The organism is Kocuria sp. CPCC 205263 (assembly GCF_040981075.1).
GTDB classification, from domain to species: domain Bacteria; phylum Actinomycetota; class Actinomycetes; order Actinomycetales; family Micrococcaceae; genus Kocuria; species Kocuria rosea.
The window spans coordinates 79298-95752 of record NZ_JAVKPV010000004.1 but is presented as its reverse complement, the minus strand read 5'-3'; the positions used below and the strand labels follow the sequence as shown (position 1 = coordinate 95752).

The following is a 16455-nucleotide window of genomic DNA, read 5'->3' as shown; positions in this document are numbered from 1 at the left end:
CGCACCACAGGACGAGGTCTCACCGTGTCACCTTCCCACGCCAAGTCGCGCCCCGCGTCGCGATCCACCTCCCCCGGGAAGCCGGCGGGCAAGCCGTCCGGGAAGCCCACCCGGGCGCAGAAGCGCGAGGCGAAGAAGCAGCGGAAGGCGACCAAGGGGCCAGGCTTCCTCGGCCAAATCAAGCAGGTCTTCAAGATGACCCGCGAGGTCGAGCCCAACATCGGCTGGTGGATGCTGCTGATCGGCCTCGGGGTCCTGCTGGTCTTCCTGCTCGTCGGCGTGCTCCTCGGCAACTGGATCACCGGGCTGCTCATCGGCCTGCCGTTCGCCCTGCTGGCCGCCTCCTTCTACCTCTCCCGGCGGGCCGAGCGCGCCGCGTTCGCCCGGATCGAGGACCAGCCCGGGGCCGCCGGCGCCGCGCTGTCCGCGCTGCGCCGCGGCTGGATCGTCGAGGACCAGCCGGCCGCCATGGACCCGCGCACCCGCGACCTCATCTTCCGGGCCATCGGCCGGCCCGGGGTGGTCCTCGTGACCGAGGGCCCCGCGGGGCGGGTCGACAAGCTCGTCGCCAAGGAGCGCCGCCGGATCGGCCCCGTGATCCAGAACGTGCCGATCCACGTCATCAAGACCGGCAAGGGCGAGGGGCAGGTCCCGCTGCGGGAGCTGTCCAAGCGGATGAAGAAGCTCGACAAGAAGCTCACCCAGCAGGAGGTGCAGACCGTGCACAAGCGGATCAGCACCCTGGGCAACCGTCTGCCGATCCCCAAGGGCGTGGACCCGATGCGCGCCCGCCCGGACCGCAGGGCCATGCGCGGCCGCTGAGCCGTCGGCCCCCCGGCACGCACCACGACACGCACGGAGCCCCCGCCTTCCACGGAAGGCGGGGGCTCCGTCGTCGTCGTGACGGGTGCCGCGCCCGGCACTGCGCTCAGCGCGTGCGGACGAGGATCGTCTCAGCCGCCCGGTCGTGCAGGCCGCGCTGGTCCGGGTCGAACACGACCGCCGGGATCACGAGGCACAGCAGGAGGGAGCGGACCGCGGCGCGGGCGAACCCCACCGGCCGCCCGGCCGGCGTCTGCACCTGGAGGCCCAGGAGCAGGTGCCCGGGGGTGTGGCCGGTCGCGCCGACCAGCAGCACGTTGAGCACCAACAGGAACGCCAGGGTCATCAGGCCCTGCTCGTTCCACTGGGGCACGAGCCACTCGGCGAGGCCCCAGCACAGGAACCAGTCCACCACCAGGGCCACGATCCGCCGCCCCACGCGTCCCACGGAGCCCGGCCCCTGCTCCGGTCGCCCGAGGCGCTGCCCCGGGTACCGCTGCCGGCCGGTCCCCGGCCCCTCGAGCCACGAGCCCACGTCACGTCTGTCGATCATCCCCTCAGGGTATCGGGGCGGGACTCCCCTAGACTGACGGGAGACCGTGGCTCCCCGGAGGTCCTCCGCGTAACACCGAGGAAACACCCGGGACACGGAGCCTTAATGCGCGATCCGTAGCGTTGTCCCCGGAAACGGACGCCGCACGAGCATTCCCGGCACGGCGGTCCAGCCCACCTAACAAGGAGAACAGCACATGTTCCAGACACCCGAGGAAGTCCTCACGTTCATCAAGGACGAGGAGATCGTCTTCGTCGACGTCCGGTTCACGGACATGCCCGGCGTGCAGCAGCACTTCAACCTCCCGGCCAAGTCGGTGGACGACGACTTCTTCGAGCACGGGCAGCTGTTCGACGGCTCCTCCATCCGGGGCTTCCAGGGCATCGCCGAGTCAGACATGCAGCTCATCCCGGACCCGACGTCGGCCTTCGTGGACCCGTTCCGCGTCGAGAAGACCCTCGTGGTCACCTGCTCGATCGTGAACCCCCGCACCGGTGAGCCCTACCACCGCGACCCCCGCGGCGTCGCCGAGCGCGCCGAGGCATACATGGCGTCGACCGGCATCGCGGACGTCGCCAACTTCGCCTCCGAGGCCGAGTTTTTCATCTTCGAGGACGTCCGCTACGACATCCAGCCGCAGGGATCCTTCTACGCCATCGACTCCGACGAGGCGTCCTGGAACACCGGGCGCAAGGAGGAGGGCGGCAACCTGGGCAACAAGACCGCCACCAAGGGCGGCTACTTCCCGGTCTCCCCGGTCGACAAGCAGGCCGACCTGCGCGATGCGATGTGCGTGGCCCTGGACGAGGTGGGCCTCGAGGTCGAGCGCTCCCACCACGAGGTGGGCGGTCCCGGCCAGGCCGAGATCAACTACAAGTTCAGCACCCTCACCCGGGCCGCCGACGACCTGCAGAAGTTCAAGTACGTCATCAAGAACACCGCGGACGCCTTCGGCAAGTCGGCCACGTTCATGCCCAAGCCCGTCTACAACGACAACGGCTCCGGCATGCACTGCCACCAGTCCCTGTGGAAGGGCAGCGAGCCGCTGTTCTACGACGAGAAGGGCTACGCGGGCCTGTCCGACATCGCCCGCTGGTACATCGGCGGCCTCCTGGAGCACTCCTCGGCCGTGCTGGCCTTCACCAACCCGACGGTGAACTCCTACCGCCGCCTGGTCAAGGGCTTCGAGGCGCCGGTCAACATGGTGTACTCGCAGGGCAACCGCTCCGCCGGCATCCGCATCCCGATCACGGGCACCAACCCGAAGGCCAAGCGCCTCGAGTTCCGCGCCCCGGACCCCTCGTGCAACCCGTACCTGGCGTTCGCCGCCCAGCTGATGGCGGGCCTCGACGGCATCCGCAACCGCATCGAGCCGGCCGACCCGATCGACAAGGACCTCTACGAGCTGCCTGCCGAGGAGGCCAAGGACATCAAGAAGGCCCCGGCCTCGCTCGAGGAGGCGCTGCTGGCCCTGGAGGCCGACCACGAGTTCCTGCTCGCCGGTGACGTCTTCACCGAGGACACCATCCAGTCCTGGATCGAGTACAAGCGCGAGTTCGAGCTCAAGCCCCTGTCCGTGGTCCCGCACCCGCTGGAGTTCTCGATGTACTACGGCGTCTGATCCGCACGGATCGGCCACCGCACCGGGAAGGCCCCGGACCCCTCGCGGGGGTCCGGGGCCTTGCCCGTGCCGCCGGCAGTCCGACGACGACGACACCGTCGATGGCAGCCGTCAGTGGCCGTAGAAGAGCCGCTCGAACACGGCCCGCGCCTTGCGGGTGGTGCGCAGGTAGTCCTCCTCGAGCCGCCCGGCGCCGCCGTGGGGGTACCCGCACCAGCGGGCCACCGCCTCGAGGTCGGCCCGCTTGGCGGGCAGGGCGTCGGAGCGGCGCCCGGTCCGCAGGACGTTGCCGTTGCGCACCGCCGTGGCCAGCCGCCACGCGGCGGACAGGGCCAGGGCGTCCTCGGCGCTCACGAGACCGGCCTCCTCGGCGGCGTGCAGGGCCCGCAGGGTGCTCGTGGTCCGCAGCCCCTGGACGCGGTGCCCGTGCTGGAGCTGCAGCGTCTGGACGAGCCACTCGACGTCCGAGAGCCCGCCGCGCCCCAGCTTCAGGTGCCGGGCCGGGTCCGCGCCGCGCGGCATCCGCTCGTTCTCCACACGGGCCTTCATCCGCCGGATCTCCAGCAGCTGGCGCTCCGTGAACTCCACCGGGTACCGCAGCGGGTCCACGACCCGCCGGAACGCGTCGGCCAGCTCGTCGCTGCCGGCCAGGGGCAACGCCCGGGTGAGCGCCTGGAACTCCCAGGTCTGCGCCCACCGGGCGTAGTACTCTGCGTAGGACTCGACGGAGCGCACCATGGGCCCCTGCTTGCCCTCGGGGCGCAGGTCGTTGTCGATTTCCAGCACGCGCTCCGCCACGATGGGCGGCGTGCAGGGCGCCTTGAGCAGCTGCACCATCCGCTGCAGCAGGGTCTCGGCCTGCTCCCGGGCCGCCGCGGGGTCCGCGTCCCCCACCGGGGCGTAGACGTACATGACGTCGGCGTCGGACCCGTAGCCGATCTCCCGCCCGCCCTGCCGGCCCATCGCGACGACGAGGACGTCGGCGAGCCTTCCGGCCCGGTCGTAGACCTCCCGCTCGGCCACGTGCAGGGCGCCCAGGACGCAGACCCGGTCGATGTCGGACAGCGCCGCCACGACCTGCTCGACGTCGAGCAGCCCGGAGGTGTCCGCGAGCGCGACGCGCAGCTCCTCGCGGCGGCGGATGAGGCGGATCATCCGCACGGCCTCCCCGGGATCGGGGTGACGGGCCATCTGGGCGCGGATCTCGCTCCACAGCGTCTCGAAGGACACGGGGCACAGCTCGTCGTCCTGGCCGAGCCAGGCGGTCGCCTCCGGGGAGTTCTCCAGCAGATCGGTGACGTACCGGGAGCTGGAGAGGATCTGGCACAGGCGTTCGGCGGCGGCGTTCGAGTCGCGGAGCAGGCGCAGGAACCAGGGGGTGGTCCCGAGGGACTCGGAGAGCCGCCGGAAGCCCAGCAGCCCGGCGTCGGCGTCGACGCCGTCGGCCAGCCAGGCCAGCAGCACGGGCAGCAGGGTGCGCAGGATCTCGGCCCGCCGGCTGACGCCGCGGGTGAGCGCCTCGATGTGGCGCACGGCGGCCTTCGGGTCCCGGTAGCCGAGCGCGGCGAGCCGGTCCCGCACCGACTCCGCCGAGAGCTGGGTGTCGGTCTCGGGCAGGTGGGCGAGCGCGGCCAGCAGCGGCCGGTAGAAGATCCGCTCGTGCATCCCCCGGACGCTGCGCTTGACCTTGCGCCACTCCTCGAGCAGCGAGTCGCCGGAGGGGCGGGCGGTGTCCGCGGCGCCGCGCAGGGAGCGGGCGATGACCGTGAGCTCCTGCTCGCCCCGCGGCATGAGGTGGGTGCGGCGCAGCCTGAACAGCTGGATGCGGTGCTCCAGGAGGCGCAGCCAGCGGTAGTGGGCGGAGAACTGCTCGCTGTCCCGGCGGCCGATGTAGCCGCCCTCGGAGAGCGCCGCCAGGGACTCGGTCGTGGCCTGGGTCCGGACCCGCTCGTCCGTGCGCCCGTGCACCAGCTGGAGGAGCTGGACGGTGAACTCGACGTCGCGCAGCCCGCCGGGGCCCAGCTTGATCTGGCGCTCGCCCTCGGCGGCCGGGATGTTGTCGGTGACCCGCCGGCGCATGGCCTGCACGGACTCGACGAAGCCCTCTCGCCCGGAGCTGCGCCACACGAACGGCTCGATGGCCTTCCGGTAGGCCGCCCCGAGCTCCGGGTCCCCGGCCACGGGCCGAGCCTTGAGCAGGGCCTGGAACTCCCAGGACTCGGCCCACCGCTCGTAGTAGCGCACGTGCGAGTCCAGGGTGCGCACCAGCGGCCCGTCCTTGCCCTCGGGCCGGAGGTTGGCGTCCACCTCCCACAGCGGGGGCTCGGCGCCGCGGGCCATGAGCGCCCGGGCGGTGCCCGTGGCGAGGGCCGTGGCGATGACGGTGGCCTCGGCTCCGTCCAGGGGCTCCGCGCCGTCCGGGTCCTCGACGGCCATGACGTGGACGACGTCGACGTCGGAGATGTAGTTGAGCTCCCGGGCGCCGCACTTGCCCATGCCGATCACGGCGAGCCGCACCCGGTCGACGGTCTCGGGGGCCCAGGTCCCCGCCGCCTCCGCCCGGGAGACGGCGAGCGCCCCCTCGAGGGCCGCGGCGGCCAGGTCGGCGAGCTGGCGGCCCACCGCGGGCATGTGGTCGGCGGGGTAGAGGGCGCCGACGTCCCGGATCGCGATGCGCGTCAGCTCCCGCCGGTAGGCCGTGCGCAGGGCGCTGCAGGCGGCGTCACCGGTCCCGGCGGCCACCGGGGTCCGCGCGGTGGGGTCCGCGCCGACCGCCGTCAGCAGCGCGTCGCGGAACTGCTCGCCGGGGATCTCCGCTGGCTCGGCGGCGGCGGGCTCCGCGAGCAGGTCCAGGTGCTCGGGGCGCCGGAGCAGGAACTCCCCGAGCGCCTCGGAGGAGCCCAGGAGCCGGAACATGGCCTCGGAGGCCTCCGGGTCGGCGTTGATCCGCTCGGCGAGCTCCGGTGAGCCCTCGAGGAGCCGGACGGTGAGCCGCAGGGCGACGTCGGGCGAGGCCGCCAGGGCCAGACCCTCCAGCAGCCGGTCGAGGTCGACCTCGGCGAGCTCCGGGAAGCCGAGCCAGCGCTGGGCGTTGCCCGTGTCCGCGAAGCCGACCTTGATGAGACGGCCGGACGGGACGGTGCCCGCCGGGGCCGCGGACTGGGGAGGGTGTGTCATGGGACGGTCCGTCCGGGGTCAGAGGATGCCGAGGTTGTTCTTGAGCTCGAAGTGCGTGACGACCCGGCGGTAGTCGTTCCAGTCGCGACGCTTGTTGCGCAGGAAGTAGTCGTAGACCTGCTCCCCGAGCAGCTCGGCCATGAACTCCGACTCCTCGGTCTCCCGGATGGCGTCGTACAGGCTCGAGGGCAGCGGGTTGTGGCCGAGGGCGCGGCGCTCCGCGGAGCTCATCGCCGCGACGTCGTCCAGCTCCACGGGCGGGAGCTCGTACTCGTTCTCGATGCCCCGCAGACCCGCGGCCAGCAGCGCGGCGTAGGAGAGGTAGGGGTTCGTGGCGGAGTCGATGCCGCGGTACTCGATGCGCGCGGCCTGCACCTTGTCCGGCTTGGACAGGGGAACCCGCACGAGCGCGGAGCGGTTGTTGTGGCCCCAGGACTGGTAGGAGGGGGCCTCTCCCCCGCCCCACAGCCGCTTGTAGGAGTTGACGAACTGGTTGGTCACCGACGTGAACTCGGGGGCGTGCCGCAGGATGCCGGCGATGAAGTGCCCGGCCGTGCGGGAGAGGCGGAACTCGGACCCGGCCTCGAAGAAGGCATTGGTGTCCCCCTCGAAGAGCGAGAAGTGGGTGTGCATGCCGGAGCCGGGGTGCTCGGTGAACGGCTTGGGCATGAAGGTCGCGTACAGCCCCTGCGAGAGCGCGACCTCCTTGATGACCGTGCGGAACGTCATGATGTTGTCGGCCGTCTGCAGGGCGTCGGCGTAGCGCAGGTCGATCTCGTTCTGCCCGGGGCCGGCCTCGTGGTGGGAGAACTCGACGGAAATCCCGACGGCCTCCAGCATGTTGACGGCCTTGCGCCGGAAGTCCTGCACCACGCCGCCCGGCACGTGGTCGAAGTACCCCTCGTGGTCCACGGGCGTGGGCCTGCCCTCGGCGTCGAGGTCCGCGGACTTCAGCAGGTAGAACTCGATCTCCGGCGCCGTGTAGCAGGTGAAGCCCATGTCCGAGGCCTTCTCCAGGACGCGCTTGAGCACCCCGCGCGGGTCCGAGGAGGAGGGCTCGCCGTCCGGGGTGAGGATGTTGCAGAACATCCGGGCGGTGGGCTCCGTCTCGCTGCGCCAGGGCAGGATCTGGAACGTGGACGGGTCCGGCTGCAGGAGCATGTCCGCCTCGGAGACCCGCGACAGGCCCTCGATGGAGGAGCCGTCGAAGCCGAGCCCCTCCTCGAAGGCCGCCTCGACCTCGGCGGGGGCCAGGGCCACCGACTTGAGGCTCCCGACGACGTCCGTGAACCACATGCGCACGAAGCGCACGTCGCGCTCCTCGATGGTCCTGAGGACGAACTCCTGCTGACGGTCCATGGTTGTCTTCCTCGTCTTCCTACCCGGGAGTGCTGTGCCGCCCGGGCACGCCTGCTGTCCCGCCCACTCTAACGCCCTGCCCCGCCGCGCCCGCCGGACCGGACGGCCGCGGACGGGCGCGCCCGATAGGGTGGGGCCATGACCCAGGAGACACCCCGTCCGGCACCGGGCGCGCTGGACGTGCGCCGGGTGCGCACGCACCACCTGCGCGAGGCCAAGCGCCGTGACGAGAAGTTCACGATGCTCACGTGCTACGACGCCCTGACGGCGGCGATCTTCGACGCGGCCGGCGTCGACTCACTGCTGGTCGGGGACTCCGCGGGCAACAACGTCCTGGGCCACTCCAGCACCCTGCCCGTCACCGTGGACGAGCTGCTGCCGATGTGCCGTGCCGTGTCCGGCTCCGTCGAGCGCGCGTTCGTGGTGGTGGACCTGCCCTTCGGCTCCTACGAGGCCTCCCCCGAACAGGCGGTGGCCACCGCGGTGCGCTTCCTCAAGGAGGGCGGCGCGCACGCGGTGAAGCTCGAGGGCGGGGCGTGGTTCGCCCCCCACGTCCGGGCCATGGTCCAGGCCGGGGTGCCCGTCGTGGCCCACATCGGCTTCACCCCGCAGAGCGAGCACGCCCTGGGCGGGTACCGGGTGCAGGGTCGCGGCGACGCCGCGCGCACGCTCGTGGAGGACGCCCGCGCCCTCGAGGCCGCCGGGGCCTTCTGCCTGGTGATGGAGATGGTCCCGGCGGAGGCCGCCGCGGCCGTGGACGCCGCCCTGGAGATCCCGACCGTGGGCATCGGGGCCGGGCCCGCGACCACGGGCCAGGTGCTCGTGTGGCAGGACATGCTGGGGCTGCGCCGGGGCCGGATGCCGCGCTTCGTCCGGCAGTACGCGGACCTGCACGGGGTGGTCTCCGACGCCGTGGGCCGCTACGTCGAGGACGTGCGCTCGGGGGCCTTCCCGGCCCCGGAGCACGGCTTCTGAACCACCGCGCCCGGCGCACCGTTCCGGGGCGCCCCGGCCCTCGGGGCACTGCGCCCGCGGCGGATCAGCCCTCCTCGAAGGCGCGGTCCTCCTCGTCCCACTGCCGGGTGCGCTCCGCGGCGAGCTTCAGCGCGTTTTGCGCCTCCTCGCGCGTGGCGTAGGGCCCGAGCAGCTTGCGGTAGTCCGACTGCGGGCCCTCCTCGACCTGGTGGGTGTAGGTGTTGAACCAGTACTCGGCCATGACCTCTCCTCTCGGTGGCCGCCGGGCCCCGGTGACCGGACCGGCCCCGTGCCCGGCGCGCTAGGGTAGATCCTAGGCCCGGACCGGCCCGGACGGGGCCGGCCCACCCGACCCAGGAGGTCCAGACCCCCGTGCCCACGCACAATTTCACCGCTCCCGCCCCCGGCGGCACCGCCCCCGTCGGCGCCCTCGCCCCCGGCTCCGTGACCCCCGGTCGGCCCGTGCCCGCGTCCATCCCCCGCCCCGAGTACGTGGGCCGGGCGGAGCCGGACGAGGGCCGCGGCGGCAACGTCTACACCCCGGACGAGATCGAGCTCATCCGCGCGGCGGGCCGGATCGCGGCGCGCGCCCTGCAGGAGGCCGGCCGGGCCGCTGTGCCGGGCACGACCACGGACGAGCTCGACCGGATCGCCCACGAGTACCTGTGCGACCACGGGGCCTACCCCTCCTGCCTGGGGTACCGGGGCTTCCCCAAGTCCATCTGCACGTCCCTCAACGAGGTGATCTGCCACGGCATCCCCGACTCCACGGTGCTGGAGGAGGGCGACATCATCAACCTGGACGTCACGGCCTACAAGGACGGCTTCCACGGCGACACCAACCGGATGTTCCTGGTGGGCGAGGTCGACGAGCAGTCCCGCCTGCTGGTCGAGCGCACCGAGGAGGCCCTGAACCGGGCCGTCAAGGCCGTCCGCCCGGGCCGGGAGATCAACGTCATCGGCCGCGTCATCGAGAAGTACGCCCGGCGCTTCGACTACGGCGTGGTGCGGGACTTCACCGGCCACGGGGTGGGCCGGGAGTTCCACTCCGGGCTGATCGTCCCCCACTACGACGCCGCGCCGTCCTACTCCACCCTGATGGTCCCGGGCATGGTCTTCACGATCGAGCCCATGCTGACCCTGGGCACGATCCAGTGGGAGCAGTGGGACGACGACTGGACCGTGACCACGCGCGACCGGCGGCGCAGCGCGCAGTTCGAGCACACCATGGCCGTCACCGAGGACGGGGTGGACGTCCTCACCCTCCCGTAGGCCCTGCCGTAGACTGCCCACTGATCATCCGACCACGGCCCCACGAGAGGACCGCCCCATGACCACACCAGACCGCGACGTCGCCGCCGTCCCGAACCGCCGCGTCATCGGCATCGACTTCGGCGGCACCGGGACCAAGGGCGGGATCGTGGACCTCGACACGGGGGAGCTCGTCGGCGAGCGCTTCCGGATCGCCACGCCCCGGCCGGCCACTCCCGAGAAGGTCGCGGAGGTGATGCAGCAGATCGTCGCGGAGCTGCAGTCCCGTCCCGAGGCTCCCGCCCCCGACTCGCCCGTGGGCATCGTCTTCCCGGCGATCATCAAGGAGGGCGTGGCCCTGTCCGCGGCGAACATCGACAAGTCCTGGATCGGCACGGACGTCGACGGCCTCATGACCGAACGGCTCGGCCGTCCGGTCGAAGCCCTCAACGACGCCGACGCCGCGGGGCTGGCCGAGGCCGTCTACGGCGCCGGACGGGGCGTCAAGGGCCTGGTCATCGTGATCACCCTGGGCACCGGGATCGGCTCCGCCCTGATCCTCAACGGCAAGCTCGTCCCGAACGCCGAGCTGGGGCACCTGGAGATCGACGGCCACGACGCCGAGACGAAGGCGTCCGCCGCCGCGCGCGAGCGCGAGGACATGCCGTGGAAGAAGTGGGCGACCACCCGCCTGCAGCGCTATTTCAGCCACGTGGAGTTCCTGTTCTCGCCCAACCTGTTCGTGGTCGGCGGCGGGGTGTCGAAGAAGGCGGAGAAGTTCCTCCCCTTCATCGAGCTGCGCACGCCCGTGAAGGTCGCCGAGCTCCGGAACAACGCCGGCATCGTGGGCGCCGCCCTGTGGGCCGGCATCCCGCACGCGCCCGAGAGCTGAGCCCGGTCCGACGACGACGCCCGGTCACCTCCGCGAGGAGGTGACCGGGCGTCGTCGTGACCGGGCGGGAACGATCCGGCCGGGGGCAGAAAAAACCCGCCGGGGGCCGCGGCTTCCCCTCCGCAGCCCCCGGCGGGAGCTTGTTGTGGACCCCACTCTACGGTCCTCCTGGGGCCTGCGGCAAGGGACACGCCGGGACGTGGGGGCCGGAGCCGGTGCACCGCACGGGCGGGTCGTCAGAGCAGCCTCGGCTGGGACACGCCCTCGAGGCCCTTGCCCCGCGGCCGCCGGCCGGTGCGCTTCCGGGCGGCGCTGATGGGCTCCACGGTGGCGGGGATGGTCTGCTGCCCGGTCTGCTCGGCCTGCTGCCGGCGCAGGAGGTCGATCGCCTCCTCGAAGTCCCCCAGGCCGTCGAAGGCCTGGTAGACGCTGGCGAAGCGCAGGTACGCCACGACGTCCAGCCGGCGGAGCGGGGCCAGGATCGCCAGCCCCACCTCGTGCGCCTCGATCTCCGCGGCGCCCAGCGCCCGGATCGTCTCCTCGACCTCCTGGGCGAGCATCGCGAGGTCGTCCTCGCTCACCGGCCGTCCCTGGCAGGCCTTGCGCACCCCGTTGACGATCTTTTGCCGGTCGAAGGACTCGGTGACGCCCGAGCGCTTGATGACCGAGATGGTCGTGGTCTCGAGCGTGGTGAAGCGCCGGCCGCACTCGGAGCACTGGCGGCGGCGGCGGATCGCCGTCCCGTCGTCCGTGGTGCGGCTGTCGACGACGCGGGAGTCGGTGTGACGGCAGAACGGGCAGTGCACGGTCGGATCAGCTCCCGGTGCGGATCGTGATGGCCCGGCCGTGCGCGGGCAGGTCCTCGGAGCGCGCGACGGCCACGATGTCCTCCCCGATCACGGCGAGCGCGTCCTGGGTGTACTCGACGATCTGCACGGCCTTCATGAAGGCGCTGGTGGACAGGCCCTGGGCGTGCACCGCCGTCCCGCCCGTCGGCAGCACGTGGTTCGAGCCCGCCGCGTAGTCGCCGAGCGGGACGGGGCTGTAGGGCCCCAGGAAGATCGCCCCCGCGTTGCGCACCCGGGCGGCGACCTCCTGCGGGTCGGCGGTGTGGATCTCGAGGTGCTCGGCGGCGTAGGCGTCGGCCACGGCGATCGAGGAGTCGAGGTCGTCGGTGAGCACGATCCCGGACTGCGGCCCGGACAGGGCGGTGGTGATCCGTTCCCCGTGCTTCGCCTCGGGGACCTGGACGGCGAGCTCCGCGGCGACCCGCTCGGCGAGCCCGGGCGAGTGGGTGATCAGCACCGCGCCGGCGGCGGGGTCGTGCTCGGCCTGGGAGATCAGGTCGGCGGCCACGTAGGCCGGCACGGCGGTGTCGTCGGCCAGCACGGCGATCTCGGTGGTCCCCGCCTCGGCGTCCACGCCGACCACGGAGCGGAGCAGGCGCTTGGCCGTGGCGACGTAGACGTTGCCCGGACCGGTCACGGTGTCGACCGGCTCGAGGACGTCGTCGCCGTCCGTGACCCCGTGGGCCATGGCTGCCAGCGACTGGGCGCCGCCGATGGCCCAGACCTCGTCCACCCCGAGCAGCCCCGCGGCCGCGAGGATCGTGGGGTGCGGCAGGCCCCCGAACTCCTTCTGCGGCGGGCTGCACAGCACCACGGACCCGACCCCGGCCGCCTGGGCCGGGACGACGTTCATGACCACGGACGAGGGGTAGACGGCCAGCCCGCCGGGCACGTAGAGCCCCGCCCGGCGCAGGGGCGTCCACCGGTGCACGAGCACGGCGCCGGGCGCGACCTCGACGCGGGCGTCGGCCGGGCGCTGCGCCTGCGCGAAGGCCCGGGTCCGCTCGATGGCGGTCTCCAGGCCCCGGCGCACGGCCGGGTCCAGCCCGTCGACGGCCCGCCGGATCTCCGCCGGGTCGACACGCAGCCGGTCCTGGGCCACGCCGTCGAAGCGCTGCGCGTAGCGGCGCAGGGCGACGGCGCCCTCGGTCCGGACCGCGGCGATGATCTCCTCCACGGCCTGCTGCGCCGAGGCGAGCGACGTGGAGCTCTGCCGGGGCACGGCCGCCCGCAGATCGGACCAGGACAGGTGCCGGCCGCGCAGGTCGATCGTTCGCAGGACGGGAGTCGTGGTCGTCTCAGCAGTAGTCACGCTCTCCATGGTATTCCACCGCGGCGCCCGGCCGGGTGCCGGGCCTTGCACTCCGCCGCCCGGTGGGCTACACCTCCAGGCAGGTCGGGCCGAGCAGCACCTTGAGGTCCCCGAACAGCGCCGGTGAGGGATTCACCCGCAGATCGGGGCCCAGGCGCAGGACCTGCACCTTCTGGCGGGTCTCGAGGTGGATGCGCACCTCGGAGTCCCCGCGGTGGTTGCGCAGCACCGCGCCGATCTCCTTGACCGTCTCCTCCGTGGCGCGGAACTCGGGCAGGGCGATCAGCACGGGGCCGCTGTGCCCGTCCGCCGAGAGCTCCGGCACGGTGAGCTCCTGCGCGGAGATCGTCACCGACCCGTCGTCCCGGCGCTGCAGCCGGCCCTTGATCACGCAGATGAGATCCTCCGCGAGCACGCCCGCGATGGGGGCGTAGGCCTTGCCGAAGAACATGATCTCGATCGAGCCCGTCCGGTCCTCGAGCTCCACCCGCGCGTAGGCGTTGCCCGAGGTCTTGGCGATCCGGCGGGACAGGGACGTGATCATGCCCGCCACGGTCACCACGGCGCCGTCGGGCCGGCCGTCCTCGCCGAGCAGCGGCTGGATCGAGGTGTCGGCGTACTGCCCGAGCGCCTCGTCGAGGCCGCGCAGCGGGTGGTCGGAGACGTACAGGCCGAGCATCTCGCGCTCGAAGGCCAGCAGGTCCTTGCGCTCCCACTCGGGCACGTCCGGCACCGCGACGGTCAGCGACGTCGAGGGGTCCTCGTCGTCCAGCCCCATGCCCCCGAAGAGGTCGAACTGCCCGGCCGCCTCCTGGCGCTTGACGGCGACCGTGGCGTCCACGGCCTCCTCGTGGCAGAGCACGAGTCCGCGCCGGGTGTGGCCCAGCCGGTCGAAGGCGCCCGCCTTGACCAGGGACTCGATGGTGCGCTTGTTGCACACCACGGCGGGGACCTTCGCGAGGAAGTCGTTGAAGGAGGTGAAGGCGCCGTGCTCCTCCCGGGCCTCGACCATCGCGCTGACCACGTTGGCGCCCACGTTGCGCACCGCGCCCATCCCGAAGCGGATGTCGGTGCCCACCGGGGTGAAGTTCAGCGCGGACTCGTTGACGTCCGGGGGCAGCACGGTGATGCCCATCCGGCGGCACTCGGTGAGGTACAGGGCGAGCTTGTCCTTGTCGTCGCCCACCGAGGTGAGCAGCGCGGCCATGTACTCGGCCGGGTAGTGCGCCTTGAGGTACGCCGTCCAGTAGGAGACGAGACCGTAGGCGGCGGAGTGGGCCTTGTTGAACGCGTAGTCGGAGAAGGGCAGGAGGATGTCCCACAGGGCCTTGATCGCGGCCTCGGAGTAGCCGCGCTCCACCATGCCGCCGTGGAAGCCCTCGTACTGCTTGTCCAGCTCCGACTTCTTCTTCTTGCCCATGGCGCGGCGGAGGATGTCCGCCTGGCCGAGCGTGAAGCCCGCGACCTTCTGGGCGATCGCCATGACCTGTTCCTGGTAGACGATCAGGCCGTAGGTCGTGTTGAGGATCTCCGCGAGCGGCTCCTCGAGCTCGGGGTGGATCGGGGTGATCTCCTGCTGGCCGGTCTTGCGCAGCGCGTAGTTCGTGTGCGAGTTCGCGCCCATGGGCCCCGGACGGTACAGCGCGATGACCGCGGAGATGTCCTCGAAGTTGTCGGGGCGCATGAGCTTGAGCAGCTGGCGCATGGGCCCGCCGTCGAGCTGGAACACCCCGAGGGTGTCGCCGCGGGCCAGCAGCTCGTAGGACTCGGCGTCGTCGAGCAGGAGGTTCTCGAGGTCGAGGACGAACCCGTCCTGGTTCAGCGTGATGTTCTCGATCGCGTCGGAGATGATCGTGAGGTTGCGCAGCCCCAGGAAGTCCATCTTGATCAGCCCGAGCCCCTCGGAGGTGGGGTAGTCGAACTGGGTGATGACCTGCCCGTCCTGCTCGCGGCGCATGATCGGGATGATGTCGATCAGCGGGTCCGAGGACATGATGACGCCCGCCGCGTGCACCCCCCACTGCCGCTTGAGCCCTTCGAGGCCCTCGGCGGTGTCGAAGATCTTCTTCGCCTCCGGGTCCTGGGCGAGGATCTCGCGCAGCTCGTCGGCCTCCCCGTAGCGCTTGGCGCTCTCGTCGTAGACGTCCTTGAGGGAGATGCCCTTGCCCATGACGTCCGGCGGCATGGCCTTGGTCAGCTTCTCCCCCATCGAGAAGGGGTAGCCGAGCACGCGCGAGGAGTCCTTGAGCGCCTGCTTGGCCTTGATGGTGCCGTAGGTGACGATCATGGCCACGCGCTCGTCGCCGTACTTCTCGGTGACGTAGTGGATCACCTCGGAGCGGCGGCGGTCGTCGAAGTCGACGTCAAAGTCGGGCATGGAGACGCGGTCCGGGTTGAGGAAGCGCTCGAAGATCAGGCCGTGCTCCAGCGGGTTCAGCTCGGTGATGCGCATGGCGTACGCGACCATCGAGCCGGCCCCGGAGCCGCGGCCCGGACCCACCCGGATCCCGTTGTTCTTGGCCCAGTTGATGAAGTCGGCCACCACCAGGAAGTACCCGGGGAAGCCCATCTGCAGAATGATGCCCTTCTCGTAGTCCGCCTGCCGCTGGACGTCCTCGGGGATCCCGCCGGGGAAGCGGTGGTGCAGGCCCCGCTGCACCTCCTCGACGAACCAGGACTCCTCGTCGTGGCCCTCGGGGGTCGGGAAGCGGGGCATGTAGTTCGCGGAGGTGTCGAACTCGACGTTGCACCGCTCCGCGATCTCCAGGGTGTTGTCGCACGCCTCGGGGAAGTCCCGGAACAGCTCCCGCATCTCCGCCGGGGACTTCAGGTAGAACTCGTCGGCGTCGAACTTGAACCGCTTCGGGTCCGCCAGCGTCGAGCCGGACTGCACGCACAGCAGGGCGGCGTGGGACTTCGCGTCCTCGGCGTGGGTGTAGTGCAGGTCGTTGGTGGCCACGAGCGGAAGCTGCAGGTCCTTGGCGAGCTTGAGCAGGTCGCCGGTGACCCGCTTCTCGATCCCCAGGCCGTGGTCCATGAGCTCGCAGTAGTAGTTCTCGGCGCCGAAGATGTCGCGGAACTCCGCCGCGGCCTGCCGCGCCTCCTGGTACTGGCCCAGGCGAAGGCGGGTCTGCACCTCCCCGGAGGGGCAGCCGGTGGTCGCGATGAGGCCCTTGCCGTAGGTGTTCAGCAGCTCGCGGTCCATGCGCGGCTTGTACAGCTGGCCCTCCAGGGACGCTAGGGACGAGGCGCGGAACAGGTTCTGCATGCCCTGGGTGGTCTCCGCGAGTAGCGTCATGTGCGTGTAGGCGCCGCCGCCCGAGACGTCGTCCCGGCCGCCGTCGGCGAACTTCACGCGGGTGCGGTCGGAGCGGGCGGTGCCCGGCGTCAGGTAGGCCTCCACGCCGATGATGGGCTTGATCCCCGCGTTGCGGGCCTTGTTCCAGAAGTCGAAGGCCCCGAAGACGAAGCCGTGGTCGGTCGTCGCCAGGGAGGACATCCCCAGTTCGTGGCAGGCCTCGAAGAGGTCGTCGAGGCGTGCCGCACCGTCGAGCATGGAGTACTCGGTGTGCACGTGGAGGTGGGTGAAGCTGTTCTTGCCGGTCGCCGTCGTCACCCGACCAGTGTAGTGGTCCGCACCGACCG

General features: G+C 71.6%; 12 protein-coding genes. 5 read left to right on the top strand and 7 right to left on the bottom strand.

Going from position 1 to position 16455, the window contains the following annotated elements; translation table 11 throughout:
* Positions 1-24 precede the first annotated feature (24 nt).
* Positions 25-822, top strand: coding sequence for a DUF4191 domain-containing protein (locus tag RF647_RS07450; RefSeq protein WP_368811190.1), 798 nt, complete (start codon positions 25-27; stop codon positions 820-822).
* A gap of 106 nt (positions 823-928) precedes the next feature.
* On the opposite strand, the gene RF647_RS07445 is transcribed toward RF647_RS07450, so the two are convergent.
* Positions 929-1375: an RDD family protein gene (locus tag RF647_RS07445; protein WP_368811189.1), complete on the bottom strand. Its 447-nt coding sequence runs from the start codon at positions 1373-1375 to the stop codon at positions 929-931.
* A 196-nt stretch (positions 1376-1571) separates the two neighbouring features.
* Between RF647_RS07445 and glnA (RF647_RS07440) the strand changes: the two genes are divergently transcribed.
* A complete protein-coding gene (gene glnA, locus RF647_RS07440) occupies positions 1572-2996 on the top strand; it encodes a type I glutamate--ammonia ligase (RefSeq protein ID WP_368796346.1) in 1425 nt (474 codons plus the stop codon).
* A gap of 111 nt (positions 2997-3107) precedes the next feature.
* Here the strand turns inward: glnA (RF647_RS07440) and RF647_RS07435 are convergent, their stop codons facing one another.
* A complete protein-coding gene (locus tag RF647_RS07435) occupies positions 3108-6173 on the bottom strand; it encodes a bifunctional [glutamine synthetase] adenylyltransferase/[glutamine synthetase]-adenylyl-L-tyrosine phosphorylase (protein ID WP_368811188.1) in 3066 nt (1021 codons plus the stop codon).
* Between the two features lie 18 nt (positions 6174-6191).
* Entirely contained in the window at positions 6192-7532 is a 1341-nt protein-coding gene (gene glnA, locus RF647_RS07430; protein ID WP_017834147.1) for a type I glutamate--ammonia ligase, read from the bottom strand.
* A 138-nt stretch (positions 7533-7670) separates the two neighbouring features.
* Here glnA (RF647_RS07430) and panB point away from each other — a divergent pair, with 138 nt between their 5' ends.
* A complete protein-coding gene (panB, locus tag RF647_RS07425; RefSeq protein ID WP_133411694.1) occupies positions 7671-8507 on the top strand; it encodes a 3-methyl-2-oxobutanoate hydroxymethyltransferase in 837 nt (278 codons plus the stop codon).
* A gap of 64 nt (positions 8508-8571) precedes the next feature.
* Here the strand turns inward: panB and RF647_RS07420 are convergent, their stop codons facing one another.
* The gene (locus tag RF647_RS07420; RefSeq protein WP_017834145.1) at positions 8572-8748 is read right to left on the bottom strand and encodes an SPOR domain-containing protein; all 177 of its coding nucleotides are present in this window, start codon (positions 8746-8748) and stop codon (positions 8572-8574) included.
* A 131-nt stretch (positions 8749-8879) separates the two neighbouring features.
* Between RF647_RS07420 and map the strand changes: the two genes are divergently transcribed.
* Both map and ppgK read left to right on the top strand, forming a co-directional pair.
* Positions 8880-9779 carry a type I methionyl aminopeptidase gene (gene map / locus RF647_RS07415; RefSeq protein ID WP_368811187.1) on the top strand — a complete coding sequence of 300 codons (900 nt, stop codon included), beginning with the start codon at positions 8880-8882 and terminating at the stop codon, positions 9777-9779.
* A gap of 58 nt (positions 9780-9837) precedes the next feature.
* Entirely contained in the window at positions 9838-10650 is an 813-nt protein-coding gene (gene ppgK / locus RF647_RS07410) for a polyphosphate--glucose phosphotransferase (RefSeq protein WP_017834143.1), read from the top strand.
* Between the two features lie 236 nt (positions 10651-10886).
* Here the strand turns inward: ppgK and nrdR are convergent, their stop codons facing one another.
* The 3 genes from nrdR to dnaE are packed head-to-tail and all read right to left on the bottom strand — an operon-like array spanning position 10887 to position 16426.
* On the bottom strand, positions 10887-11456 hold the full coding sequence (gene nrdR / locus RF647_RS07405) for a transcriptional regulator NrdR (protein WP_368811186.1): 570 nt from the start codon (positions 11454-11456) through the stop codon (positions 10887-10889).
* 7 nt (positions 11457-11463) lie between these two features.
* Entirely contained in the window at positions 11464-12819 is a 1356-nt protein-coding gene (hisD, locus tag RF647_RS07400; protein WP_368811185.1) for a histidinol dehydrogenase, read from the bottom strand.
* Between the two features lie 58 nt (positions 12820-12877).
* A complete protein-coding gene (gene dnaE / locus RF647_RS07395) occupies positions 12878-16426 on the bottom strand; it encodes a DNA polymerase III subunit alpha (protein WP_017833675.1) in 3549 nt (1182 codons plus the stop codon).
* Between the last annotated feature and the right edge of the window lie 29 nt (positions 16427-16455).

Bases quoted from the DNA above. Each gene is read 5' to 3' on its own strand.
- RF647_RS07445 (WP_368811189.1), bottom strand. From the start codon at position 1,375: ATGATCGACAGACGTGACGTGGGCTCGTGGCTCGAGGGGCCGGGGACC.
- glnA (WP_368796346.1), top strand. From the start codon at position 1,572: ATGTTCCAGACACCCGAGGAAGTCCTCACGTTCATCAAGGACGAGGAG.
- RF647_RS07435 (WP_368811188.1), bottom strand. From the start codon at position 6,173: ATGACACACCCTCCCCAGTCCGCGGCCCCGGCGGGCACCGTCCCGTCC.
- glnA (WP_017834147.1), bottom strand. From the start codon at position 7,532: ATGGACCGTCAGCAGGAGTTCGTCCTCAGGACCATCGAGGAGCGCGAC.
- panB (WP_133411694.1), top strand. From the start codon at position 7,671: ATGACCCAGGAGACACCCCGTCCGGCACCGGGCGCGCTGGACGTGCGC.
- RF647_RS07420 (WP_017834145.1), bottom strand. From the start codon at position 8,748: ATGGCCGAGTACTGGTTCAACACCTACACCCACCAGGTCGAGGAGGGC.
- ppgK (WP_017834143.1), top strand. From the start codon at position 9,838: ATGACCACACCAGACCGCGACGTCGCCGCCGTCCCGAACCGCCGCGTC.
- hisD (WP_368811185.1), bottom strand. From the start codon at position 12,819: ATGGAGAGCGTGACTACTGCTGAGACGACCACGACTCCCGTCCTGCGA.